27 protein-coding genes are annotated in these 23,566 nt (G+C 44.4%); 5 read left to right on the top strand and 22 right to left on the bottom strand.

The window, feature by feature from the left end:
- Nucleotides 1–27 precede the first annotated feature (27 nt).
- The 9 genes from Q4486_RS07005 to murJ all read right to left on the bottom strand — a co-directional run bounded on the left by Q4486_RS07005 (nt 28) and on the right by murJ (nt 8,983).
- Nucleotides 28–471 carry a PilX N-terminal domain-containing pilus assembly protein gene (locus Q4486_RS07005; protein ID WP_067862757.1) on the bottom strand — a complete coding sequence of 148 codons (444 nt, stop codon included), beginning with the start codon at nt 469–471 and terminating at the stop codon, nt 28–30.
- Nucleotides 468–1,427, bottom strand: a complete 960-nt coding sequence (locus tag Q4486_RS07010) for a PilW family protein (RefSeq protein ID WP_067862759.1) — start codon at nt 1,425–1,427, stop codon at nt 468–470. The genes Q4486_RS07005 and Q4486_RS07010 overlap by 4 nt, the downstream gene beginning before the upstream one ends.
- A gap of 3 nt (nt 1,428–1,430) precedes the next feature.
- The gene (gene pilV / locus Q4486_RS07015) at nt 1,431–1,877 is read right to left on the bottom strand and encodes a type IV pilus modification protein PilV (protein ID WP_067862761.1); all 447 of its coding nucleotides are present in this window, start codon (nt 1,875–1,877) and stop codon (nt 1,431–1,433) included.
- Nucleotides 1,874–2,380: a GspH/FimT family pseudopilin gene (locus Q4486_RS07020; RefSeq protein ID WP_303518890.1), complete on the bottom strand. Its 507-nt coding sequence runs from the start codon at nt 2,378–2,380 to the stop codon at nt 1,874–1,876. Before Q4486_RS07020 ends, pilV begins: the two co-directional genes overlap by 4 nt.
- 163 nt (nt 2,381–2,543) lie before the next feature.
- A complete protein-coding gene (locus Q4486_RS07025) occupies nt 2,544–2,972 on the bottom strand; it encodes a peptidylprolyl isomerase (RefSeq protein WP_067983882.1) in 429 nt (142 codons plus the stop codon).
- Nucleotides 2,973–3,515: a signal peptidase II gene (gene lspA / locus Q4486_RS07030; protein WP_368389430.1), complete on the bottom strand. Its 543-nt coding sequence runs from the start codon at nt 3,513–3,515 to the stop codon at nt 2,973–2,975.
- Complete coding sequence (ileS, locus tag Q4486_RS07035; RefSeq protein ID WP_303518892.1) at nt 3,515–6,334, bottom strand: isoleucine--tRNA ligase; 2,820 nt, start codon at nt 6,332–6,334, stop codon at nt 3,515–3,517. Before ileS ends, lspA begins: the two co-directional genes overlap by 1 nt.
- A 17-nt stretch (nt 6,335–6,351) precedes the next feature.
- Nucleotides 6,352–7,284: a bifunctional riboflavin kinase/FAD synthetase gene (gene ribF / locus Q4486_RS07040; RefSeq protein WP_303416125.1), complete on the bottom strand. Its 933-nt coding sequence runs from the start codon at nt 7,282–7,284 to the stop codon at nt 6,352–6,354.
- Nucleotides 7,285–7,405: 121 nt separating this feature from the next.
- A complete protein-coding gene (gene murJ / locus Q4486_RS07045; RefSeq protein WP_303518894.1) occupies nt 7,406–8,983 on the bottom strand; it encodes a murein biosynthesis integral membrane protein MurJ in 1,578 nt (525 codons plus the stop codon).
- Nucleotides 8,984–9,159: 176 nt separating this feature from the next.
- Between murJ and rpsT the strand changes: the two genes are divergently transcribed.
- Nucleotides 9,160–9,423 carry a 30S ribosomal protein S20 gene (gene rpsT, locus Q4486_RS07050; protein WP_067862774.1) on the top strand — a complete coding sequence of 88 codons (264 nt, stop codon included), beginning with the start codon at nt 9,160–9,162 and terminating at the stop codon, nt 9,421–9,423.
- Between the two features lie 58 nt (nt 9,424–9,481).
- On the opposite strand, the gene proB is transcribed toward rpsT, so the two are convergent.
- The 4 genes from proB to rplU form a co-directional block, all read right to left on the bottom strand.
- Nucleotides 9,482–10,606, bottom strand: a complete 1,125-nt coding sequence (proB, locus tag Q4486_RS07055) for a glutamate 5-kinase (protein ID WP_303518895.1) — start codon at nt 10,604–10,606, stop codon at nt 9,482–9,484.
- A gap of 55 nt (nt 10,607–10,661) precedes the next feature.
- Nucleotides 10,662–11,861: an Obg family GTPase CgtA gene (gene cgtA / locus Q4486_RS07060; RefSeq protein WP_303518896.1), complete on the bottom strand. Its 1,200-nt coding sequence runs from the start codon at nt 11,859–11,861 to the stop codon at nt 10,662–10,664.
- A 154-nt stretch (nt 11,862–12,015) separates the two neighbouring features.
- Nucleotides 12,016–12,273, bottom strand: a complete 258-nt coding sequence (gene rpmA / locus Q4486_RS07065; RefSeq protein WP_303416119.1) for a 50S ribosomal protein L27 — start codon at nt 12,271–12,273, stop codon at nt 12,016–12,018.
- A 26-nt stretch (nt 12,274–12,299) separates the two neighbouring features.
- Entirely contained in the window at nt 12,300–12,611 is a 312-nt protein-coding gene (gene rplU, locus Q4486_RS07070; RefSeq protein WP_067862785.1) for a 50S ribosomal protein L21, read from the bottom strand.
- Nucleotides 12,612–12,898: 287 nt separating this feature from the next.
- Between rplU and ispB the strand changes: the two genes are divergently transcribed.
- Nucleotides 12,899–13,867: an octaprenyl diphosphate synthase gene (gene ispB, locus Q4486_RS07075; protein ID WP_303518897.1), complete on the top strand. Its 969-nt coding sequence runs from the start codon at nt 12,899–12,901 to the stop codon at nt 13,865–13,867.
- Here the strand turns inward: ispB and Q4486_RS07080 are convergent.
- Nucleotides 13,864–14,502 carry a thiopurine S-methyltransferase gene (locus Q4486_RS07080; protein WP_303416117.1) on the bottom strand — a complete coding sequence of 213 codons (639 nt, stop codon included), beginning with the start codon at nt 14,500–14,502 and terminating at the stop codon, nt 13,864–13,866. The genes ispB and Q4486_RS07080 overlap by 4 nt on opposite strands.
- Before the next feature lie 128 nt (nt 14,503–14,630).
- Here Q4486_RS07080 and fabA point away from each other — a divergent pair, with 128 nt between their 5' ends.
- Together fabA and fabB are read left to right on the top strand one after the other, a co-directional pair.
- On the top strand, nt 14,631–15,146 hold the full coding sequence (fabA, locus tag Q4486_RS07085; RefSeq protein ID WP_067862790.1) for a 3-hydroxyacyl-[acyl-carrier-protein] dehydratase FabA: 516 nt from the start codon (nt 14,631–14,633) through the stop codon (nt 15,144–15,146).
- Nucleotides 15,147–15,274: 128 nt separating this feature from the next.
- Nucleotides 15,275–16,492 (top strand): beta-ketoacyl-ACP synthase I, encoded by a 1,218-nt coding sequence (gene fabB, locus Q4486_RS07090; protein ID WP_303416116.1) that lies wholly within the window; start codon nt 15,275–15,277, stop codon nt 16,490–16,492.
- A gap of 66 nt (nt 16,493–16,558) precedes the next feature.
- On the opposite strand, the gene Q4486_RS07095 is transcribed toward fabB, so the two are convergent.
- Genes Q4486_RS07095 through moaA form a run of 7 tightly spaced genes read right to left on the bottom strand, consistent with a single transcriptional unit; the run spans nt 16,559 to nt 22,046 of the window.
- Entirely contained in the window at nt 16,559–17,299 is a 741-nt protein-coding gene (locus tag Q4486_RS07095) for a 1-acyl-sn-glycerol-3-phosphate acyltransferase (protein WP_303518899.1), read from the bottom strand.
- A 1-nt stretch (nt 17,300) separates the two neighbouring features.
- Nucleotides 17,301–17,552 carry a molybdopterin converting factor subunit 1 gene (gene moaD / locus Q4486_RS07100; protein ID WP_303518900.1) on the bottom strand — a complete coding sequence of 84 codons (252 nt, stop codon included), beginning with the start codon at nt 17,550–17,552 and terminating at the stop codon, nt 17,301–17,303.
- A 2-nt stretch (nt 17,553–17,554) separates the two neighbouring features.
- Nucleotides 17,555–18,034, bottom strand: coding sequence for a cyclic pyranopterin monophosphate synthase MoaC (gene moaC, locus Q4486_RS07105; RefSeq protein WP_303416113.1), 480 nt, complete (start codon nt 18,032–18,034; stop codon nt 17,555–17,557).
- Between the two features lie 2 nt (nt 18,035–18,036).
- Complete coding sequence (locus Q4486_RS07110) at nt 18,037–19,179, bottom strand: 1-acyl-sn-glycerol-3-phosphate acyltransferase (RefSeq protein WP_368500063.1); 1,143 nt, start codon at nt 19,177–19,179, stop codon at nt 18,037–18,039.
- A 55-nt stretch (nt 19,180–19,234) separates the two neighbouring features.
- Entirely contained in the window at nt 19,235–20,452 is a 1,218-nt protein-coding gene (gene glp / locus Q4486_RS07115) for a gephyrin-like molybdotransferase Glp (protein WP_303518902.1), read from the bottom strand.
- 11 nt (nt 20,453–20,463) lie between these two features.
- On the bottom strand, nt 20,464–21,000 hold the full coding sequence (moaB, locus tag Q4486_RS07120) for a molybdenum cofactor biosynthesis protein B (protein WP_067862802.1): 537 nt from the start codon (nt 20,998–21,000) through the stop codon (nt 20,464–20,466).
- A gap of 44 nt (nt 21,001–21,044) precedes the next feature.
- Nucleotides 21,045–22,046: a GTP 3',8-cyclase MoaA gene (moaA, locus tag Q4486_RS07125; protein ID WP_303518903.1), complete on the bottom strand. Its 1,002-nt coding sequence runs from the start codon at nt 22,044–22,046 to the stop codon at nt 21,045–21,047.
- Between the two features lie 162 nt (nt 22,047–22,208).
- Between moaA and Q4486_RS07130 the strand changes: the two genes are divergently transcribed.
- Nucleotides 22,209–22,586 (top strand): SirB2 family protein, encoded by a 378-nt coding sequence (locus Q4486_RS07130; RefSeq protein ID WP_303416104.1) that lies wholly within the window; start codon nt 22,209–22,211, stop codon nt 22,584–22,586.
- A 5-nt stretch (nt 22,587–22,591) separates the two neighbouring features.
- On the opposite strand, the gene rfbD is transcribed toward Q4486_RS07130, so the two are convergent.
- Nucleotides 22,592–23,509, bottom strand: coding sequence for a dTDP-4-dehydrorhamnose reductase (gene rfbD / locus Q4486_RS07135; RefSeq protein ID WP_303518904.1), 918 nt, complete (start codon nt 23,507–23,509; stop codon nt 22,592–22,594).
- Between the last annotated feature and the right edge of the window lie 57 nt (nt 23,510–23,566).

The following is a 23,566-nucleotide window of genomic DNA, read 5'->3' on the forward strand; positions in this document are numbered from 1 at the left end:
AAGTCTCCTATAGCAGAGTTAATACTCTTACTCTTCCACTACATAAATTGATTCAAGTCGAACATCTGACTGTCCAGTAAAACCGGCTGATGATGCTGTTACCCTAATTACAGCTCCAGAGGGCTCTGCATCTATACCTGTACTCACATAAATTTCTGCTAACAACTCAGCATTCCACGTTGGTATAGCCGCTGACGAAAATGATGAAGCATAAACACCATTAATAGACGTATCTTCATCCAATGTATCATTAAAGTAATCAGTACGCGCTTGCCGCTCTCCATCCCTCAACGCAGCCTCAGCTGCATTAAAAGCAGAATAGTGATCCCGCAAATTACCCGACATTTTTTCTTGCATGGTCGTCCCTTGCATAGAACTCACACCGATCAAAGACAAGATCAATAAAAATATTAGCGCTATAACTAAGACAGCGCCCTTTTCATTAACTTTATTCTGGCACTGAGGCTTCATCTTAAACGGTTCCTTAATGCAATGGTTGTAGAGAACTGATGCGATATATTTTGATCACCATCGACATCTATAGTTACCCTAACAGCAACTACATCATCCCAATCCCCAGCGGCTTGAACCTGAGTAGCCGTATTAGAGTAATCCAACGTAGACCCTGCACCTGAAGCAATACCATAAGTGATAGTCAAATCACTGACACCTTCAACCAACTCTTGATCATTAGGAGCACCATTATCATAACTAATACTTCGTAAAGCACTTGACGAGGTCAAACCTGAACCTATATAAAAAAGCGTGCTAGAGAACAGTGAAATACTCGTACCTCCTCCAGCAAGATATGCATGACTTAATGGCTTCGCGGCGACTGATTGGTTATTAATTGTTTGTCCTGCGGTGCCTCGCTGCAGATCAGCAGTATCACTCGCTGCAGTATTTTGGAACATATCACAACCCGCTGCATCAGACATTACTAATATTGCACCAGGCGTTTCTCCTCCAACGGTAATAAATGTACTATCTGTAGCATCAACATTAACTGAAAGCACAGCTCCTGCATCCTCCGCCGCATGCTTAACCAGTATAAGATCAGTGCCTGCTACATAGTCGGTCAAATCCCCAACAAAAAATTCTCCGGTGGGGTCATCCCAGCCTTTGATTGGATCATTAATATCATAAGCATCAGCTTTATAATCCGAATCACTCGTATCAATAATATCAAGGGCATCAACGAAACAATTGCCTTTGTAACCCGTATTACGAACATCTTGAGCGATCAACTCTAAAGCAAAACGACCATTCTCTTGCACGCGTGATAACGCCTCATTAGAATTAAAACTCCGAGAGCTCCCCATAAATACAGAAATAACACCGCCAATGAGAAATAAGCCTAAGACCAAGGCGATCATCAGCTCAATTAAACTAAAACCTTTTTCTAGCGGCCTATCCTTTACCAACATGAACTAAAACTCCATTCGATAATTAAAGCTCGTCACAGTAGCATCATCAGCATCGCTAGCAGCACGAATTCTCGCTCTATTATCATTCCATTGTATAGTGATGGATGCTTGATTCGCCGTCGAGCCACTAACTATAACAACCTGCCCTACAGCGCCAGAACCAAGCCGATCTACTACCCGCGCATCCCACTCAGCTCGATCACCCGCTTGACCATCGTCGTAATCCCCATCCTCAGCCGACTCAGGAGCTGCTCGAATTCTATCGGCTAAATCATAAGCCAAAAATGTCGCCTGTGATCGATAGTACGAACCATTGTTACTTTTTAACGCAACCGTCTGTAAAGCCGCTACCGACAATAATCCAATAGAAATAATTACCACAGCAATTAAAACTTCAATCAGCGTTGTACCTTGCTGTTTCTTTTGTAAATAATTTTGGCCATGCATCATGGACAACTATCCCCCGGACTAATCTCTTGTACAGCCGTACGCCCAGTTACATTAGTGGACAAACACCGGTGATCTGTATCATTCTGAATCCGCAAAGCTCCTGTAACCTCTCCTCGCCCCAAACGGTCAAACACAAAACCATTCGCTGCACCAGAAGCAACTAGATTAATGCTATCCCAAATACGTATTACAGTTACATCGGCAGCCGTCTCTAAATCTGCACCCTGCTGTGTAACAACCATCCACCCACGACTCCAATCAGCACCGAACTCACAAGCTGTGAATGCAAGATTAGATCGACAGGCAGCCGCAGTTTCTCGCCGAGTCAAAGCCTCTGAACGCGCAAGCTGAATAGCAGAATTTAAACTATGAGTGGCTGCCCGAAGTCTGGATGACTCGGTAATTGAATTATAGCTAGGTACACCAAGACCGAGAATGATCCCTAATATCACTATAGCGATCATCAACTCTAATAAGGTGAAACCATTTTCCCGTTTAGACATTACCTACATCCAGTAAATAAAAATTCTCTTATATACCTAAGATTAGTCGTTTAGGGAAACATACGCCATACAAACATGTGAGGGGGTCTTAAAGAAGCATAGACCTAAGATTATCAAAATACAAAAAACCCGAATAATTTTATTCGGGCGGCATGTTTATCGCTTAGCTCACTTGAAGTATTTCTACTTCAAAGTCGAGCTGTTTCCCTGCTAATGGATGATTAAAATCAACCGCTACCATCTTATCGTCAAATTCCGATATTACTCCAGGTAGCTCTCCGTTTCCAGCATCTGAAAACGAGATCACTAAACCTAGTTCAAGTTCCACATCCTTAAACTGCGAACGGGGAACATTATGGATATTGCTAGGATTAGACATACCAAAACCATTTTCCGGAAGAATTTTCAGCGTTTGCTTTGCGCCTTCCTCCAAACCAAAGAGTGCTTTTTCAAATCCTTCGAGTAGATTACCATCACCAACCGTAAACGTAGCAGGCTCTTTATCAAAAGTGGAATCAACAATCTGACCGTCTGCCAACTTAATTGCAAAATTCAAGGTGACTGTTTTTCCGGGACCGATCAATTTACTCATTTACATTTTCTCTTTAGAGGGTTTTCGCTTAGCTTCTAGAAACAGCATATCAAAAATAAGTATTACAGCGCCTAAAGTGATAGCTGAATCGGCCAAATTGAACGCTGGGAAATAATAACCTTGATAATGCAAAGAGATAAAATCAATTACATATCCCAGAACTACACGGTCATAAAGGTTTCCAAGCGCACCACCCAAGACCATTGAAAGCGCCAAACCCAACCACCATTGGTTACGCTCTATACGGCGCAGCCAGATCACAATCACAACACTGACGAGCACAGCAATAAATGCAAACAACCAACGCTGCCAACCACCCGCATCGGACAAAAAGCTAAACGCCGCACCTTTGTTATATAGCAGCGTCAGATCAAATACTGGTAATAACGGGTTTGGTTCAGCGTAGCTTAGATAAGCATCAGCAAGCTGTTTACTACCTAAATCAAGTAAAACCACCAAAAACGAAAACCACACCCATATGAAGCAGCTGTTTTTAATTTCGCTTGATGGTTCCATTGCCATACTCTCAGTGGGCTTCGTCATTAAGCAAAGCTACGACTTTCGCCGTCACCGTGAACATTTTCAACACAGCGACCACAAAGCTCAGGCTCATCAGCATGCTGACCAACATCTTCACGATAATGCCAGCAACGAGGGCACTTATCAGCAGCGCTTTTAACAACCTTAAGCTGCAAGCCGGATAACTCAGTTTGCTGAGCATCAACCGCATCAGCCAGGGGTGCTATATGGGCTTGAGAAGTGATCAAGACAAAACGCAATTCATCTTTAAGTTGAGACAGCGTCTGCAATAGGTCGTCATCACAATATAATGTCACTTCAGCTTCAAGACTACCGCCAACATTACCGGCATTACGCTGCTCTTCTAGCTGCTTATTCACCGCATCTTTCACTGCCATAACCTGCGCCCAATACGCATTACCGAACGGGCTATCTTCAGGCAGTTTTGTTAAACCCTGATACCAAGTATCCAAGTGCACTGATTGTGCTCGATCACCGGCTAAGGTTGTCCAGATCTCTTCTGCAGTAAAACTACAGATAGGGGCAATCCAACGTACTAGCGCTTCAACTATGTGATACAGCGCAGTTTGTGCTGATTTACGTGCAGCGGAATTTGTCGCAGCAGTATATTGACGGTCTTTAATAATATCGAGATAGAAACCACCCATATCCTGAGAGCAGAAATGAGAGATCTTCTGGAATACGAGCAAAAACTCATATTGATCATAATGACCTAACAGCTCGTCCTGTAAACGTGCTGCACGATCTACAGCCCATGCATCTAAAGCCACCATCTTTTCAGTTGGCACCATATCTGTTTCGGGATTGAAACCGTTCAGGTTAGCAAGGAAAAAGCGCGCTGTATTACGAATACGACGGTAAGCATCAGCAGCTCGTTTCAAAATATCATCGGAACAGGTCATCTCGCCACTATAATCAGTAGAAGCAACCCAAAGACGGAGAATATCAGCACCGTATTTATTCATCACTTCCTGAGGCGCAACAACGTTACCTACAGATTTTGACATCTTCCGGCCTTGTCCATCCACAGTAAAACCGTGAGTAAGTACTTGCTTATAGGGAGCACAACCTTTGATTGCAATGCCGGTTTTCAAAGAGGATTGGAACCAGCCACGATGCTGATCGGAGCCTTCCAAGTACATATCAGCAGGAAAAGTAAGCTCATCCCGTTGATCGATAACTGAGTAGTGGGTAACGCCCGAGTCAAACCAAACATCTAGGGTATCGGTTACTTTCTCATACTGATCCGCCTCACCACCTAACAGCTCAGCTGCATCGAGATCAAACCAGGCATCAATACCTTCCTGCTCTACACGAAGAGCAACTTGTTCAATTAGCTCAGCTGTATTTGGATGTAACTGCTGTGTTTCCTTGTGTATAAACAAAGCAATTGGCACGCCCCAAGTACGCTGACGTGAAACACACCAATCAGGGCTTTGCTCTACCATAGACTCTATACGATTTTGTCCCCACTCTGGGAACCACTCAACACCTTTAATCGCATCTAACGCAGCGGCTTTAAGACCATTTTTTTCCATGCTGATAAACCACTGGGGAGTTGCACGGTAGATCAACGGTGTTTTTGTACGCCAGCAGTGTGGATAACTATGTTGGAATTTATGCTCAAGTACCAACTTGCCTTTCTCTTGCAGAAGCGCAACAACCTTATCATCAACTTTGTAAACATGTTCACCAGCAAAGACACCCGCACCTTCACCTAAAACACCAGCAGCATTGACTAGGTTTAATGTACCTATGCCATATTTACGACCTACTTCAAAATCTTCTACACCATGATCTGGTGCGGTATGCACTGCACCTGTACCCGCATCAAGGGTTACATGATCACCTAAGATAATAGGAACTTGGCGTTCGGCAAATGGATGTTCTAACGCAATATTTTCTAGGGCAGCGCCCTGACAGCGACCGACGATTGCGTAATCATCCACCCCGTAACGAACCATCACGTCTTTCACTAGACCTTCAGCCAGAAGAATACGTTCCTGGCCCTGACCTAGATCCAATTGAACAAGGACATAATCTAATTCAGCATTCAAAGATACAGCTTGGTTAGATGGCAAAGTCCAAGGTGTGGTTGTCCAGATCACAACAGATATATCGCCAGCACCCGATGCGGCATCGTCAAAACGGGAGAGAAACCCGCTCGGATCTACAGGAGTAAAACGCACATCAACAGCGGTTGAGGTTTTATCTTGATATTCCACTTCAGCCTCAGCCAATGCAGAACCACCTACAACACTCCAGTAAACCGGTTTAAAACCTTTAACAAGGTGTCCATTTTCAACAATTTTACCTAGCGCACGGATAATGTTCGCTTCAGTATCAAAATTCATTGTTAAATAAGGATTATCCCAATCGCCCTGCACTCCCAAGCGAATAAAGTCTTTTTTCTGACCTTCAACTTGCTTACGTGCATATTCACGACATTTCTGACGGAACTCTTTATGGGAAACTTTTACACCCGCCTTACCAACTTTGGTTTCTACCTTGTGTTCTATCGGTAGACCATGACAATCCCAACCAGGGATATAAGGCGCATCAAAGCCACTCATTGTTTTGGATTTGATAATAATATCTTTAAGGATCTTATTAACCGAATGACCAATATGGATATTACCATTTGCGTACGGAGGCCCATCATGCAGGATAAATTTATTACGGCCTGCACTAGCCTCACGAATTTTCTGGTACAGATCCATTTTCTGCCAACCCTTGAGCATTTCAGGCTCGCGTTGAGCTAAATTGCCACGCATAGGGAAAGGAGTTTCAGGAAGGTTTAGCGTTGCTTTGTAATCGGTCATGGTTAGTAAGTTCCGAATTAACTGCAAGTACGGGCAAAAAAAGCCCGCACTTCATCAATATCTGCAAAAATCTGTTGTTTGAGCTGCTCTAATCCATCAAATTTTTGTTCAGCACGAATAAACTGCTTAAATTCAACGGTTAACAGCCGCCCATAAATATCTTCTTCAAAATCAAACAAGTGCGCTTCTAATACAGGCTGTCGACCACCTACTGTTGGCCTCATTCCTACATTACAAACCCCTTGAGATTTAATGCCCTCCCCTGTTACCTCTACAGCATAAACACCCCGTAAAGGACAAGGAAAACGATGCATTCTCACATTAGCCGTAGGCACACCTAGTTGGCGCCCAAGCTTCTGCCCATGCATAACACGCCCAGCAACCGTATAAGGCCTACCTAGCAATAGGGCGGCTTCATCAAATAGGTTTTTTTCAAGCGCCTGGCGAATGCGCGAGCTACTCACACGTTCATCCGCTCTAAGAAACGTTTCAGTATTTACCACAGAAAAGCCATGTTTTTCACCGGCTGCTCGTAGCATGTTGTAATCACCTAAGCGGTCACAACCAAAACGAAAGTCATCCCCGACAACAAAATGCTCAACCGCAAGCCCTCTAAGTAACAACTCTTCAACAAAAGCATCTGCCGTCATGGAACGCAGACGCTCATTGAATGTAAGACAAAGGTGACGATCAATCTCCTCTGCGGCCAACAAACGATGTTTTTCACTAAATCGTGTTAACCGTGGCGGAGCGTCACTGCCAGCAAAGAACTCTCGTGGCTGGGGCTCAAACGTAATTACAACTGAAGGTAAACCCAGCTCATCCGCTTTTGCTTTAACCTGCCTCAAAACCTGACGATGACCAAGATGCACACCATCAAAGTTGCCGATTGTCGCGACGCACCCTCGGTGTTTCTCCCGCAGGTTATGTAATCCGCGAATTAATTCCATTAAGAACTCTTAATTGCTGCCTAAACATTATTGGCTAAAAATAAACGCGGCATTATAGCCCAGATAATGACCAACGAGTACCACTGAGCAAAGTTGTTTTCAACAAACCTAAAGGTTGAGGCTAACTATGTTTCAAATGCCGAGGCCTTAAACCAAAAACAATCAAGACCAAGACATAAACAGCAATACCAACTACTACCAAGATTCCCATCTCAATAACTCGCTGCCACAACCCCAATTCCAACCATAGGGATGGAGACTTCATCAGCCACACAAGCACAATTGCCATCATTAAATTGGCCATAAGCATCCGAATAATAGACATCCCCCAACCCGGACTCCAAGAGAACACACCGGACTTAATCAATCCATACAGCAAAAGCCCTGCATTCATAAATGCAGATACTGCCGTTGCGGCAGCCAAGCCCACATGATCAAACGGCCCTATCAACAACAGATTAAAAATCATATTGACGACCGCCGCTTGAATACCAATTTTTACGGGTGTTTTTGTATCCTGTCGGGAGAAGTAACCTGTCGCCAAAACTTTGATCAGCATAAAAGCTAATAGCCCACAAGCATAAGCCCGCAAGCTCATGGCAGCCATAATCACATCACGATCACTAAGCGCGCCATAGTGAAACAGCGTGATAAGCATAGGTTCAGCAAGAATAAATAGAGCTACAGCAGCAGGAATACCGATCAACATAACCATCTGCATAGCCCAGTTCAAAGTAGAGGAAAAGGACTCTTTAGAGTCCCCTGCATGCCGTCGAGAAAGGCTCGGCAAAATCACTGTAGCTATAGCGATACCAAAAACTCCTAAAGGCAATTCCGCCAATCGATCAGAGTAATACAACCACGAGACACTACCGGTTTGTAAAAAAGAAGCCAGCACAGTATCTAATAAAAGATTAATCTGAGTAACCGACACACCAAACAGCGCGGGTACCATAAGAGTCATTATTCGACGAACACCCGGATCATTCCAGCCCCAACGAGGCTTTGGAAGCAAACGCATCTGAGCCATAAAAGGTAATTGAAAAATCAACTGTGCACAGCCAGCGATCATAACCCCCCACGCCAAAGCTAACACTGGGGGATCAAACAGCGGGCTTAAAAAAATAGCCGAGCCGATTAAAGAAATATTCAACAACACCGGCGTAAAAGCAGGAATAGCAAAACGCCCATAACTATTCAACACCGCCCCTGCAAATGCTGTTAAGGAGATCAGCAAAAGATAAGGAAAGGTAATCCGTAACATCTGCGCCGCCAATTCAAACTTACCACCATCTTCAACATAAAAGCCTGGAGCAAACAGCGCAGTCAACATAGGGGCACCCACAACCCCAAGTACCACAATAGCGATAAGTACACTGCCTAAGGTACCCGCGACATAATTTACAAGCTGCTGAACGGATTGCAGGTCGCGCTGCGAACGATATTCCGACAAAACAGGCACAAAGGCTTGAGAAAAAGCACCTTCCGCAAAGAGGCGACGCATAAAATTTGGAATCTTAAAGGCCACAAAAAATGCATCCGCACTACTGCTAGCACCAAAATAATTAGCAACCACCACATCCCGCGCCAAACCCAATACGCGAGACAACATCGTCATCACCCCAACAACCGCACTAGAACGTAGCAAACCGCCCGTTTTTTGAGGTTCAATCTCTTTTTGTGGTTTATCTTGCTGCACTGACAAATTCCGTTATTAAATGAATTCCACTCATGAGAATGGGCATATTACTGCTTCAACAAGAAAATTTCTGTAGTTTTATTGACAGCGGGCCAACAAATATGAATAATCTCGCCTCTTATTTTTCGGCGCTAAGCCGATATATTGCACACTAACTAATTTTAAGGAGCCGAACTGTGGCAAATTCCGCAGGATCTCGTAAACGTGCTCGCCAGGCAGAGAAGCGTCGCCAGCATAACGCTAGCCTGCGTTCCATGGTACGTACCTATATCAAAAAAGTTCAAGTAGCTATTGAAGCTGGCGACAAAGCAGCAGCAGAAGCAGCATTTAAAACTGCACAGCCTATCTTGGACGGTTCTGTAAACAAAGGCATCTTCCATAAAAACAAGATCGCCCGCACTAAGAGCCGCATGGTAAAACAGATCGTTGGTATCGCTTAATTTAAGCAGCCCCAACATTAAAAAAACCGGCATATGCCGGTTTTTTTATATCTAAAATTTAAGCCAACACCAAGTTATCGCGATGCACTAACTCCTCTTCACCCATAAACCCTAAAATCGATTCAATTTCACGACTAGGCTTACCGATAATCTTCTCAGCATCCTCTAAACCATAGTTAACTAAACCACGCGCTACAATCCTACCCAGCTCATCACTAATAATGACCATCTCTCCACGAGAGAAATCACCACTCACACTACGCACACCCGCAGGCAACAAGCTTTTACCACGCTCTTTTAATGCTTTTACAGCCCCCTCATCTAACACAAGATTGCCTCGTGCCTGAAGATGGCCTGCGATCCACTGCTTACGAGCCACAACTGGACTTTGCTCTGGCACCAACAAGGTCCCTATAGATTCAGCATCCCGTATCCGCAGCAGCACACTCTCTTCTCGACCACTCGCAATGACTGTTACTGCCCCTGAGCGCGCTGCAAGCTTCGCTGCACGCACTTTGGTTGCCATACCACCACGACCCAGCTTTCCACCATCACCAGCCATAGCCACCAATGCGTCGTCCTCAGTACGTGCTTCCGAAATCAATGTTGCGGTTGGATCCTGACGCGGATCAGCGGTAAATAAGCCCTGCTGATCCGTCAAAAGAATCAACGCATCCGCTTCAACCAAATTAGCAACCAACGCACCTAAGGTATCATTGTCACCAAAACGAATCTCTTTGGTGACAACCGTATCGTTTTCATTAACAACCGGAACAACCCCCATACCCAACAAAGCACGTAACGTAGCCTGCGCATTAAGGTAGCGCTTGCGATTTGAATGGTCTTCATGGGTTAGGAGTATTTGTGCAGTATGGGTGTCGTGACGCCGAAAATTAGTCTCATAGGCCTGCACTAACCCCATCTGACCCACCGCCGCTGCCGCCTGCAGTTTGTACACCTCCTGCGGCCGATCACTCCAACCCAAGCGTGTCATCCCTTCAGCAACAGAGCCAGATGAAACCAAAACAACCTCTATACCCGATCGCTTCAACGCAGCAATCTGATCAACCCAGCGTGCAATCGCCGCAAGATCAAGGCCTTGACCATCATTCGTTAGTAGCGCACTACCAATTTTTACAACCCAGCGCTTACTGCGCTTAAGCTTTTCCCTACCCAACGACACTTAACCACCCCGACTTTTATCTACAGCCGCAAAAACACCGAGCATTTAGGTTTTTCTACTCACGCACATATTCAACTTCAACATCGTAATCATCATCGTCAAAGTCGTCATCATCAAGATTATCTGCTTCCCTACGCGCTCGCATTTCAGCACGCATCCGCTCAACACGCTCACGTGCCTCAGTATCAACTTTCTCGCGGATAGCTTGTTCCTGCTCGATGATGCTTGGATCTTCCTCTATCGCCTCAAGACGCTTATCAAGGAACATCTGTATGTCGCGCATCATCTCGTCCGTACCTTGCTTACTCAACGCAGATATACGATAAACAGGCCCTTTCCAATCTAAGGCATCAATGACCGCCTGACAGCGCTCTTCACGCTCCTCTTCGGTCACCATATCAAGCTTATTCAACACCAACCAACGGGGCTGCTCTGACAAAGTCGCACTAAATTTAGTTAACTCATTCACCGCCACTTCTGCCGCCTGTGCGGGCGTTACATCATCCCAAGGCGCCATATCAACCAGATGCAATAACAAACGGTTACGCGCAAGATGTTTAAGGAAACGAATCCCTAAACCGGCACCTTCAGCCGCGCCTTCGATAATGCCCGGAATATCAGCAATAACAAAGCTACGCTCCTGCTCAATACGAACAACACCAAGGTTAGGCACTAAGGTGGTAAAAGGATAATTCGCCACTTTAGGCTTAGCCGCAGAAACCGCACGAATCAATGTAGACTTACCCGCATTAGGCAAGCCCAACAGACCAACATCCGCCAACACTTTAAGCTCTAACTTAAGGTTACGAATTTCACCCATCGACCCTTTCGTTGTCTGACGAGGGGCGCGATTCACACTGCTTTTAAAACGGGTATTACCTAAACCATGAAAACCGCCCTGAGCAACCTTTTCTAGCTGACCAATCTCGGTCATATCAGCTAAGATCTCTTCAGTATCCGTATCAATAATAGTCGTACCTACAGGAACCTTTAAAACAAGGTCTTCGCCTTTAGGACCGGTGCAATTTCGGCTTGTACCATTCTTACCATTATCCGAACTATAATGCCGGGTGAAACGGAAATCGATTAGCGTATTTAAGTTCTCATCTGCCTCAAAAAAGATAGAACCGCCATCACCGCCATCACCGCCATCAGGGCCACCTCGGGGGATATACTTCTCACGCCGAAAGCTCATACAACCGTTGCCGCCCTTACCGGCTTCCACCGTAATGACCGCCTCATCGACAAATTTCATTTTATCTCCCAAAAGTTATCACTAGGATAATCTACAATTAAGCCCTGCCTTTATTTTCAAGACTCAGCGGTAGATACCCTAAATTTTACAAAAAAACATCATAAACAAAAAAGCTCCGCCATAGCGGAGCTTTTTTAAAAAGTAAAAACCTTACTTACGCATCTACAACAGAGATGTATTTGCGTTTCTGCGGGCCTTTAACTTCAAATTTAACAACGCCATCTGCTTTCGCAAATAATGTGTGGTCTTTACCACAGCCTACGTTCGTACCCGCATGAAATTTAGTTCCACGCTGACGAATAAGGATGTTTCCAGCAATTACAGCTTGTCCGCCGAAACGCTTGACACCAAGTCGTTTCGACTCGGAATCGCGACCGTTCTTAGTAGAACCACCAGCTTTCTTATGAGCCATCTATCTGTCTCCCAGATCGGTTATAGTTAGGCAGAAATGCCAGTAATTTTAACTTCAGTAAACCACTGACGGTGGCCCTGACGTTTCATGTGATGCTTACGACGCTTGAACTTGATGATCTCAACTTTCTTAGCGCGGCCATGCTGAACAACTTCAGCAGTCACTTTAGCACCTTCTACAACAGGCGCGCCGATTTTTAAATCGTCGCCATTGCCTACTAATAGAACACGATCAAAATCTACATTTGATCCTGCATCTACTGGCAGCTTTTCCAGTTTAAGGGTTTCACCTTCCTGGACACGGTACTGTTTACCACCGCTTACGATTACTGCGTACATGATTTTCTCCGTTTATTGCCCAACCAGCTACTATGAAAAAGGCCTACTTCTAATGGATACACCATATGGTAGGGAGCCATTTTGGATGGGTCAGGGCGCGCGATTATAATTCAAACAGAAAACAGACACAAGCAGGAATCTACCGTAAAGGCCTATTCACGCCAAAAACACAACATGATCAAATCAATACAGCTGGTTTACAGGCGCATTTCTTGACAGTATCCGGCCCGCCCCCTAGCATTCGCGCTACAACTCCAATATTCGCCAAGTAAGTAGCAGCCAATATTATGCAGCCACACCAACTAAATCCGGCCATTGAACCACAATTTGAAGCCGTAAATGATTATATTATCAACCACTTAGGCTCCAATGTGCCGTTGGTGGAAAAAATTGGCCACTATATAGTCGAAAGCGGCGGAAAAAGAATTCGCCCACTGCTCGTTTTATTAGCCGCAAATGCTGCAGGCTATCAAGGCTCGGCTCACATACCTCTGGCCGCGATCATTGAATTTATCCATACCGCAACACTACTACATGATGATGTTGTAGATAATTCTGATTTACGCCGTGGCAAAGACACCGCAAACGCCAAATGGGGCAACGCACCTAGCGTTTTAGTGGGTGACTTCCTTTACTCTCGCGCGTTCCAAATCCTAGTTGATATAGGCTCAATGGAGATCATGTCAGTTATCTCCAATGCAACCAACGTAATTGCTGAAGGCGAAGTGTTACAGTTACTCAACACTAAGAACCCTGATACAACCGAAGAAGCCTATATGCAGGTTATTCTCGGAAAAACCGCCATGCTATTTGAGGCCGCAACTGAAGCGGGTGCCATTCTAGCCGAAAGCACGACTAATGAACGTGAAGCATTACGCTTATATGGGCTCCATTTAGGCATAGCCTTCCAGCTTATTGATGATGTCATGGATTACCTATCCACAGCAGAAGAGATGGGTAAAAATGTTGGTGATGATCTAGCAGAAGGAAAAGCAACCCTACCTATTATTCATGCTATGCGTACAGGAACGGAAGAGCAGCGGCTTTTAGTACGCCAAGCCATCCGCAAAGGCGGCCTAGACGATCTACAACCCATTATGGATATAGTCAAAGAGACTGGCGCAATAGAATATACCCAACAAAAAGCCCAAACTGAAGCAGACGCCGCAATCGACGCCTTATCAGCCTTGCCTAGCAGTTCCTTTAAGGAAACACTCATTCAATTAGCTAATATAGCCGTTAAACGCAAAAGCTAATTAGTCATCTTATCGGATAGCAACCAAACCACCTCGGTACGCCCAGCATCCTTAGGATCCGCTGGGCGCTCTTCATACAAACGAGTTATATGGAATCGAGGAGAAAAAAGCTCATTCACCTCGTTCGCAGGCACATTGAAAGGCGGGCCTTGCTCACCCTCAAACTCCAAAGTAATTAATAAGATTTTCACCCCCGCCGGCAGAATATCCAACAATCGCTGCACATAGCGCAATCGCATCTCTTTCGGTAACGCAATTAAAGCTGCCCGATCATAAACAGCAGAAACGCTCACCAATTCATCTGCGCTTAGTCTAAAAAAATCACCACATAGCAGCTTTATACTATCCACTTCTCTCGCTGAAAAATCCCCCTGAGGGCAAGCCTCGATATCAATACCGTTTTCTGAAAAAAAACTAGCACAGGCAGTCTCACTGATTTCAACACCTAAAACGCTGCAATTTTGCTCTCGCAACCACAGCATATCTAAACTTTTCCCGCATAAAGGCACGAAAACCTGCTCAGAATCGGCCAAATTAAGCCTTTCAAAAAACTTTTCTAGATATTTATTTACCTCGGGCTGATGAAAGCCAATACGCTGCTCAGCCCAGCGCTCATGCCAAAATTCGTGATCCATAGCTGCTTTTACACCTTAAGTCGTAAGCTTTTTACTCAATTAATATGACACAGATCGTGCCTCAAGCCGATCAAGTCTGTATAATCACGCGATATTTTTACTATAAACTTCCGGATAAACAGAAGCTAATGACAAGACCTTCCTCTTTTAATCGCGACGAACTGCTTTCTTGCGGCCACGGCGAGATGTTTGGACCAGGTAATGCACGCCTTCCTGTTGGCAACATGCTAATGATGGATCGCATCCTGGAAATCACCGAAGATGGTGGAGAATTCGGCAAAGGCGAAATTATCGCTGAACTGGATATAAACCCTGACCTTTGGTTCTTCGGCTGTCATTTTGAAGAAGATCCGGTTATGCCCGGCTGTCTAGGCCTTGATGCGATGTGGCAGATCGTTGGCTTCTTCCTTGGCTGGAAAGGCAACCCAGGTCGCGGTCGAGCACTAGGTTCAGGTGAAGTAAAATTCTTCGGCCAAGTACTACCAACAGCGAAAAAAGTTACTTATCGCATCCAACTGAAACGTGTTATTGAGCGTAAGTTGGTTATGGGTATTGCTGACGGCAGCATGTCAGTTGATGGCCGTGAAATCTACACCGCACAAAATCTGCGGGTAGGTCTATTCACCTCTACTGACAATTTCTGATCAGAATAGACCCTTAAATATAAGGGTCTTCTCCTATTTTTCGTCGAGTTTTTTAATAAATCCGCTAGCCAAACGCTACCGATTCACGGAAAATAAGTACCTCAATTTAGAATAAGAGAGAGAAGCATATGCGTCGCGTTGTTGTTACCGGTATGGGAATTGTTTCTTGTCTGGGTACAGACAAAGAAACTGTTCTGGAATCACTGCAGCAGGGTCGTTCTGGCATCAAGTTCCAGGAAGATTACAAAGAGCGCGGTTTCCGTAGCCAAGTAGCCGGCAGCATCGATATCGATTTCACTGATAAAATCGATCGCAAACTGCTACGCTTTATGGGTGATGCCGCAGCATATACCTACATTGCTATGCAAGAAGCTATAGCTGATGCAAACCTAAGCGAAGATCAAGTTTCCAATGAACGTACAGGTTTAATTGTAGGTTCTGGTGGTGCATCCGCTGACAACATTGTAGAAACAGCAGATATTACCCGCACTAAAGGCGTTAAGCGTGTCGGCCCTTACCGTGTTACTCGCACAATGGGTTCAACCGTTTCCGCTTGCCTAGCAACACCTTTTAAAATTAAAGGCGTTAACTACTCAATTACCTCTGCATGCGCAACAAGCGCTCACTGTATAGGAAATGCCGTAGAGCAGATCCAACTAGGCAAACAAGATATGGTTTTTGCTGGCGGTGGTGAAGAACTACATTGGGTACAAACAGCAATGTTTGACGCAATGGGTGCTCTATCTAGCAAATACAATGAAACACCTGAAAAAGCATCACGCGCGTACGATGCAAACCGCGATGGGTTTGTTATCTCTGGCGGTGCCGGCGTTCTTGTTGTTGAAGAGCTAGAGCATGCCAAAGCCCGTGGCGCTAAAATCTACGCTGAGATTGTTGGCTACGGCGCAACATCTGACGGCTACGATATGGTTGCTCCTTCAGGTGAAGGTGCTGCACGCTGCATGAAGCAAGCGATGGCTACAGTTGATGGCGACATTGATTACATCAATGCGCATGGTACTTCAACGCCAGCGGGCGATATGCAAGAGCTTAAAGCGATGAAAGAAGCCTTTGGCAGCAACATGCCAACAGTCACTTCAACTAAATCACTTTCAGGCCATTCTCTAGGTGCAGCGGGCGTTCAAGAAGCGATCTATTCTCTGCTTATGCAAGAAAATAACTTTATCGCTGCATCCGCCAACATTGACGAACTAGATGATGAAGCAAAAGGCCTACCTATTGCTGTTGAGAAACAGGATAATGTTGACCTTAAGCGAGTTATGTCTAACAGCTTCGGCTTCGGCGGCACTAACGCTACATTAGTATTTGAAAAACTTGATAGTTAATTCATATCAAGCATAAAAAAACCGCCTACATGGCGGTTTTTTTATGCGTAACAACGAGCATATCGATTAAACCAAACCCAACTCTTTCATATGCTTTTCAAGCCACTCCACTACATCAGCATGCACTTCATCAACTGTACGCCCTTCAACAGGAATAGACTCGCCTACATGCACCTGTACAACCCCAGGGGTTTTAGTGAAACTTTTGCCTGGCCAGTAAATACCGGCATTATGGATTATAGGTACGACAGGAACCCCTGCACTTAAGGCCAGCATAGCGCCACCTTTATTAAATTTTCCCATTTTCCCTACTGGAACTCGTGTTCCCTGCGGAAAGATTACAACGGGAATACCTTCTTCTAGGCGGGATTTACCTTCAGTAAGCAGCTGTTTAAGCGCGCCTCTACGTTGTTTACGATCAATCGCGATAGGCTTTAGCAACCCGAGTGCCCAACCAAAAAAGGGTATGCTCAGGAGCTCTTTCTTTAGAACTGCACACTGAGGTCGTACAAATGTTTGTAAAAACAGGGTTTCCCATTCACTAGAATGATTAGCTACAGCAACATAAGCTCCATCTTTAGGTAAGTGCTCACGGCCTGTAATTTTTACATCTACACCGCAGCAGATTCTCAACCAAAAGATATAAAAGTAGTTAATTAAGGTAATAAATTTAAAGCGCTGCTGAAAGTTAAGCACTGGACTAACAATCAGACTCAACGAGGAGTGAATAATCGTTAGCGGATAAAAGCCTAAATAATAGAAAAAGGCTCGTATATACTGCAATACACTCGGTTTCTTTTCTGACATTTTAGCCCCCCGTTACCGGTGGAAAAAAGGCCACCTCATCATTATCTGAGACAGACTGCTGAAGATTACACATCTCTAAATTAACCGCAGTCAAAACCTGATCATCTTTTAGTATTTTTTTCCATTGATCGCCATGTCGGTCCACCAACCTATCAATTACGCCGGCAACTGTAGCCTCCGCAGGTAGCTCTAACAGCTCCTGCTCAATACCTAAACGTTCTCGCAAACTAGCAAAGTATAGAATTTTTATCATTTCTACTTCTCTACCTTCCAATCACCGCTTTTACCACCCGACTTTGCAAGCACTTTTACAGAGCCAATAACCATCTCTTTATCAACAGCCTTGCACATATCATAGATCGTCAAACCCGCAACCGAAGCAGCAGTTAGTGCCTCCATCTCAACACCAGTTTGCCCTGACAGCTTACAAGTTGCAGTGATTTCTACTAAATTACGTTCATAATTAGGTTGTAAATCCACAGCAACTTTACTCAACATCAAAGGGTGACAGAGAGGTATAAGATCACTGGTTCTTTTCGCCGCCTGAATACCCGCGATACGTGCAACAGCTAACACATCGCCCTTTTTATGCCCTTTATCAACAATAAGTGCCAAAGTCTCTGGACGCATCTGGATTTCTGCATAAGCGACAGCTTCACGGAATGTAACCTGCTTTTCCGAGACGTCCACCATATTTGCATGACCTTGATCATCCAAATGACTCAGCTTGCTCATGTTTACTCCTGGATTTTTCTTTGATTAAACACGGGGTTAGCGTACATTTTTCGCAAAATATCTTCCGCGCCTTTAGCTGTATTATTCAATCGCTCCTCCAACCCTTGTCGCGCCTCTTCTGTCACTTCACAATCTTCGCCCGCCGCTAACAAATTAGACGGATGCAAATAATAATTAGAGATAATTTGGCGATCGATCTCTTCAGCTAATGCTTCAGGTGTTTCAAAGTCTCCCTCTATTGGATCCCCAAACGCCACATGAACATGTCCTTTGTGGCCGGTAATTCCTCTCACTATGCTTTCAATATCTTCAAACTTAGATTTTTCATAATTTCCTTCCGTTTCTTTGGCATATAACTCATTTGCCTTCAGCGAATCACAAGGATCATATTCATAAGAGATTGAGACTGGAATAATATTTAAGCGTTTAGCCTGTTCAGAGAAGCTTCTCACTTTACGGTGAGCCATATAAAGCATTTTTAAAATGGCGGGGTCAGTTGTATCGTTACCATCTTTCGCGCGCCCCTCCCTCTGCGCCAACCAAATAGAGTGGCCGCTCTGGATACTATGATCTATATAAGAGGATAACTGAGTTAAAGCCTTCATCATCTCTCGACCTGTTGCTGAGCGATTAACAATGAAGCTTTTGTTCAGGCGCATAATGTCAGAAACATAAGGCTTACTGAGTAAGTTATCGCCTATTGCGATACGTACAGTATCCATTCCATACTGATAACGCACCCAGTTAACAAACGCTGGATCCATTGCGATATCACGATGATTAGAGATAAAAAGATAGGAGTCTTCGGGATCAAATTGGTCGATCCCACTACAGGTTAGCTTAGTCGTACTACGAGCGATCATCTTTTTCATATAATCACCCACCAGCGCCTGAAAATCAGCAATACTTTCCACATCACCCACTTTACGGGCAAGGGCAATACGCACAAACGGCTTAAGTAACCAGCCTAAACGCCTAGACAGATTAGGAAACTGGTATCGCGTAACCGCTGAGATGAACTCATCATCATGTAATATATGAGTGAGGGCATCGGCTACTTCAGCATCGTTAAATGGTCTTATCTCTTTATACGGATCCTGCTGGTCTGTCATGTGTTCCTCAGCACTGCGCTTAATGAAGGGCATATTTTACAGTTTTCCCATCGACTCTGCAGGAAAATTAAGTAATGCCCGCAATAAACTAAGTTAGCAATTCCGAGAAAGGTATAAAACCAATACTATCGCCTATCTGAACCTGTGTATTCGGAGGTACAACTGCTAAACCGTGAGCCCAGCTTGCTGACGCTAAAACGCCTGAGCTCTGATTCGCGTGTGGGATCAGCTTTCCATCCTCGAAACGAACTCGGAGATATTCTTGTCGTTGAATCGCCCTATTCCGGACAAAACCGGAGGGCACAGAAAGCACTATAGGTGGTTGATAAGCCGCTCCCTGCAATCCAAGTAGACAAGGTCTAGCTAATAGGCAAAATGTAATTAAGGTAGAGGTAGGATTACCCGGCAAACCTATAAAGGGAGTGTCTTTTACTCGACCATAAGCAACCGGCTTACCAGGCTTGATACGTATTTTCCACATATCAAGTTCACCTAAGGCTTCAATACAGCCTTTAACATGATCCTCTTCACCAACAGAGACCCCACCCGTACTTACAATGGCATCCGCTATATTAGCCGCTCGTTCGAGTGCTTCTAATGTCGCTTCTCGTGTATCAGCAATACAGCCTAAATCGATCACGTCCATACCTAAGCTTTTCAGTAAGCCCGTAAGGATATATCGATTAGAGTTATAAATTTGCCCTGAAGCTAAAGGTAAACCCGGCTCGACTAACTCATCTCCGGTGGACAAAATAGCCACTTTTAAACGTTTATAAACACTAACTTCGGCTAAACCCACTGAGGCTAAAACACCGAGATCCGCAGGTTGTAAACGAACACCCGCAGCCAAAACAGAATCGCCAGTTCTTATATCCTGCCCTTCTCGGCGAATATTACCCCCAACAGAGATCCCTTCAGGAAACACCGCGAGATCACCGTCGAGCGTTACATTCTCTTGCATCACAACGGTATCAGCTCCAACAGGTATTTCCGCACCCGTAAAAATACGAGCACAGCTTCCCGACTGTAAAGGCTGAGGAGATGAACCAGCAGGAATCCGTTGACTAATCGCTAGCCGAGTAACGCCATCAGTAAGGTCTGCCGTATTAAGTGCATAACCATCCATACCACTATTGTCTGCAGGTGGTACTGATACTGAAGCTATAGGTGATTCTGCAAGCACACGACCCAATGCTTCCGCGATAGTAATAGTTTCAATGCCCGCTATAGGTTTAGAATTTTCAACCAAGCGCTCTAATGCGGTTCCAATAGGTAGTAAACCTGATTGTGTATCACAGCTATTCATGCCCTCACCACCTACTGATTATCCGCACGGTGCTTCATGAGCATAGTGACAAAGTTACAGGGTCTATGGCGGCTATCCAGTTGATCAGAAATAACATCATCCCACCCCGTCCGACAAGCACCAGTGGATCCTGGCAGACAGAAAATAACTGTACCATTTGCCAAGCCCCCCAATGCCCGTGACTGAATAGTAGATGTGCCAATTTGTTGGGCTGAGATCTGACGGAATAATTCACCAAACCCCTCAATCGTTTTATCAAATAATGGCTGCATCGCTTCTGGTGTAGAGTCACGTCCAGCGAATCCCGTTCCTCCAGTTGAAATAATGACATGTATCTCAGGATCTACGATCCACTTGGAAGCAATCGCCCGCATCTCATAAACGTCATCAATAACAATCTGGCGTGCTGCCAATTGATGGCCCGCGCTCTCTAAGCGTTCAATTAAAGCCTGCCCTGATGTATCTGTATCAATCGTTCTTGTATCAGAGACAGTCAGTACCGCTATATTTAGCGGTGTAAATTCAGCATCTTTAGGTGTATGTGACATTCGGGAATAATCCTAAAACTAAATTATTAAAAATAGGGGACAGTCTAACCGCCCGTCATATTCATAAAACGGACAATTTGGGGCTCTTCATCCAGATCAAACTCATGTTTCTCCGGTTTTAAATCCATCGCCTTCACAATAACCTGCTGCAAACGCTCTATATCATCTGGGTATTGACGTAAGGTTTCACGCAGATCAACTGAGTGTTCATTACCTAAACAAAGCAGCAATCGACCTTCAACTGTCACTCTAACGCGATTACATTCTGAACAAAAATTATGACTATGAGGGGAGATAAAACCAACTCGACTTTCCGAGTCTTGCATTCGGTAATAACGGGATGGACCTGCGGTTCGCTCAGAGGTTGGATCGAGCTGATAACGCTCGCTAATAAGTGCGCTTACCTCATCACTAGAGCAATACACTTTGGCGCGATCATGCTCAGAGATATTACCTAGCGGCATCTCTTCAATAAAACTGATATCAACTCCAGCGTCACGCGCATATTCAACAAGATCAAGCACCTCGTCGTCATTGCGACCTTTCATCACGACTGTATTCAGTTTTATACGGTCGAAACCAATCTTTACAGCAGCCTCAATACCCGCTAATACTTGAGCTAACTTGCCGGTACGGGTCATCTCTTTAAAGCGGTCAGTTCTAAGGCTATCAATACTAATATTTAAGCGATTCACACCTGCATTTTTCAGGTCGGCTGCCATATCCAGTAATTGCGAACCATTAGTGGTGATGGATAACTCCGCATTGAGCTGCCCAACCCCACGAATCAGTTTTATAACATCCCTACGTACAAGCGGTTCACCTCCTGTCAGGCGAATTTTCTTTACACCTAAACCGACAAAAGCTGCGGCAACTTGCTCAATCTCTTCTAAAGATAAAACCTGAGCATGGGGTAAAAATGTCATATTCTCAGCCATACAATACACGCACCGAAAATCACACCTATCGGTAACCGATAAGCGGATATAATCAACAGTGCGTCCAAAACGATCGACGAGAGTAGTGTGTTTTGAAGTATTAGGCATGAATCTCTTGCATACGCAGTATAAAGCTTTATTTTAGAGGCCTAAAATAACATAGAATCTAAGCAAGCTGTGAATAACGCTGATTTGTTTAAATCGCTATCTTAGCTAGAAAGGTTTATTAACCTTGATATATAAAACACTACAGAGAAGATAAACACCATTATGTACATAGCAATAAAGCATATACACCTAACAGCCATAGTATTAAGCATCAGTTTTTTTCTATTAAGAGCTTTTTGGGTTTTTCTGAAACCTAAAATGATGGAAAAACGTTGGGTAAAAGTTGCACCACATATTATTGACTCTGTGTTGCTTATTAGTGCAATAACGCTAGCCGTTTTACTACAACAGTACCCCTTTGTAGATCACTGGCTAACCGCAAAATTACTCGCTCTAGTCTTATATATAGTTTTAGGCACAATCGCATTAAAAAGAGGGAAAACACCACTTATCAAACTGGGGGCTTTCTTTGCTGCTGTTGCGACATTTGCGTATATACTAACTGTCGCCTTTACACATTCAGCAATACCTTGGAGCTAAAAGCTCTAAGGTTTTGATGAACTGTAGATAATACGCATCAGCCATTTCAACTCTTGTCGCCATGGGCGTTGCCGTATACCAAAAACGCTCAAAAGCTTTTTACAAGTCAGCACTGACGTATTAGGCCTTTGAGCTTCAGTTACATAATCTTTACTTGAGATCGGCACTAGCGTTTCAACTTTAAAATTCTCATAGCTACCCGCAGCGATCAAAATTTCTTTGCAAAAGTCATAACGGTTTGTGATCTCTGCACCACAGTAGTGATAAGTGCCCCAAGCCTCGGCTCCACTATGAACTTGTTTCAGCATAGCCAAAATAACTCTAGCGACATCAGACGCTGATGTTGGGCAGCCCCGACGATCACTTACCGCCTCGAGGGCATCCTGTGTTCTAGCCGCATCTAAGGTTCTTAGTACAAAGTTATTACCTTGCTCACTAAACAACCAGCTCACTCGTAAAATAAGATGCTTTGGCAATACTTGACGCAAAAGCTCTTCACCTTGCCACTTACTATCACCATAGATACCTAGCGGGGCAACCTCATCATCTTCTGTATAACCACTCGCATAATGACCATCAAACACATAATCAGTTGAGAGGTGAAACATCGGAATGGAAAGGTCACCACAGGCCAAAGCTAATTTCTCTACACCTTTTGCATTAACCGCATAACATAAATCAGCTTTATGCTCTGCTTCATCCACATGATCGAATGCAGCACAATTAATAACGTAATCAGGTAGATAATGTGCCAGCTGATCTCTGATCTGCTCTTCGTTGGTGATATCTAAAGCGGACTTATCTAGCGCAATAATTTCAAAAAATGAATCCGTTTCCCCCAAGCGAGTTAAACCCGTACCAACTTGCCCTTTAGCACCGGTGATTAAAATTTTGACAGGTTTAAGAAGTAATTCCAGATCCATTCGTTTATTTCGACAATACACACTTGTTAGGTAAGTACTGCTGCACTGTAAATTGAA

It is taken from the genome of Neptuniibacter sp. 2_MG-2023, assembly GCF_030547495.1.
In the GTDB taxonomy this organism is placed as follows: domain Bacteria; phylum Pseudomonadota; class Gammaproteobacteria; order Pseudomonadales; family Balneatricaceae; genus Neptuniibacter.

Coding starts and splice junctions, on each gene's coding strand:
- Q4486_RS07005 (WP_067862757.1), bottom strand. CDS start 471: ATGAAGCCTCAGTGCCAGAATAAAGTTAATGAAAAGGGCGCTGTCTTA.
- Q4486_RS07010 (WP_067862759.1), bottom strand. CDS start 1,427: ATGTTGGTAAAGGATAGGCCGCTAGAAAAAGGTTTTAGTTTAATTGAG.
- pilV (WP_067862761.1), bottom strand. CDS start 1,877: ATGATGCATGGCCAAAATTATTTACAAAAGAAACAGCAAGGTACAACG.
- Q4486_RS07020 (WP_303518890.1), bottom strand. CDS start 2,380: ATGTCTAAACGGGAAAATGGTTTCACCTTATTAGAGTTGATGATCGCT.
- Q4486_RS07025 (WP_067983882.1), bottom strand. CDS start 2,972: ATGAGTAAATTGATCGGTCCCGGAAAAACAGTCACCTTGAATTTTGCA.
- lspA (WP_368389430.1), bottom strand. CDS start 3,515: ATGACGAAGCCCACTGAGAGTATGGCAATGGAACCATCAAGCGAAATT.
- ileS (WP_303518892.1), bottom strand. CDS start 6,334: ATGACCGATTACAAAGCAACGCTAAACCTTCCTGAAACTCCTTTCCCT.
- ribF (WP_303416125.1), bottom strand. CDS start 7,284: ATGGAATTAATTCGCGGATTACATAACCTGCGGGAGAAACACCGAGGG.
- cgtA (WP_303518896.1), bottom strand. CDS start 11,861: ATGAAATTTGTCGATGAGGCGGTCATTACGGTGGAAGCCGGTAAGGGC.
- rpmA (WP_303416119.1), bottom strand. CDS start 12,273: ATGGCTCATAAGAAAGCTGGTGGTTCTACTAAGAACGGTCGCGATTCC.
- rplU (WP_067862785.1), bottom strand. CDS start 12,611: ATGTACGCAGTAATCGTAAGCGGTGGTAAACAGTACCGTGTCCAGGAA.
- ispB (WP_303518897.1), top strand. CDS start 12,899: ATGCAGCCACACCAACTAAATCCGGCCATTGAACCACAATTTGAAGCC.
- Q4486_RS07080 (WP_303416117.1), bottom strand. CDS start 14,502: ATGGATCACGAATTTTGGCATGAGCGCTGGGCTGAGCAGCGTATTGGC.
- fabA (WP_067862790.1), top strand. CDS start 14,631: ATGACAAGACCTTCCTCTTTTAATCGCGACGAACTGCTTTCTTGCGGC.
- fabB (WP_303416116.1), top strand. CDS start 15,275: ATGCGTCGCGTTGTTGTTACCGGTATGGGAATTGTTTCTTGTCTGGGT.
- Q4486_RS07095 (WP_303518899.1), bottom strand. CDS start 17,299: ATGTCAGAAAAGAAACCGAGTGTATTGCAGTATATACGAGCCTTTTTC.
- moaD (WP_303518900.1), bottom strand. CDS start 17,552: ATGATAAAAATTCTATACTTTGCTAGTTTGCGAGAACGTTTAGGTATT.
- moaC (WP_303416113.1), bottom strand. CDS start 18,034: ATGAGCAAGCTGAGTCATTTGGATGATCAAGGTCATGCAAATATGGTG.
- Q4486_RS07110 (WP_368500063.1), bottom strand. CDS start 19,179: ATGCCCTTCATTAAGCGCAGTGCTGAGGAACACATGACAGACCAGCAG.
- glp (WP_303518902.1), bottom strand. CDS start 20,452: ATGAATAGCTGTGATACACAATCAGGTTTACTACCTATTGGAACCGCA.
- moaB (WP_067862802.1), bottom strand. CDS start 21,000: ATGTCACATACACCTAAAGATGCTGAATTTACACCGCTAAATATAGCG.
- moaA (WP_303518903.1), bottom strand. CDS start 22,046: ATGCCTAATACTTCAAAACACACTACTCTCGTCGATCGTTTTGGACGC.
- Q4486_RS07130 (WP_303416104.1), top strand. CDS start 22,209: ATGTACATAGCAATAAAGCATATACACCTAACAGCCATAGTATTAAGC.
- rfbD (WP_303518904.1), bottom strand. CDS start 23,509: ATGGATCTGGAATTACTTCTTAAACCTGTCAAAATTTTAATCACCGGT.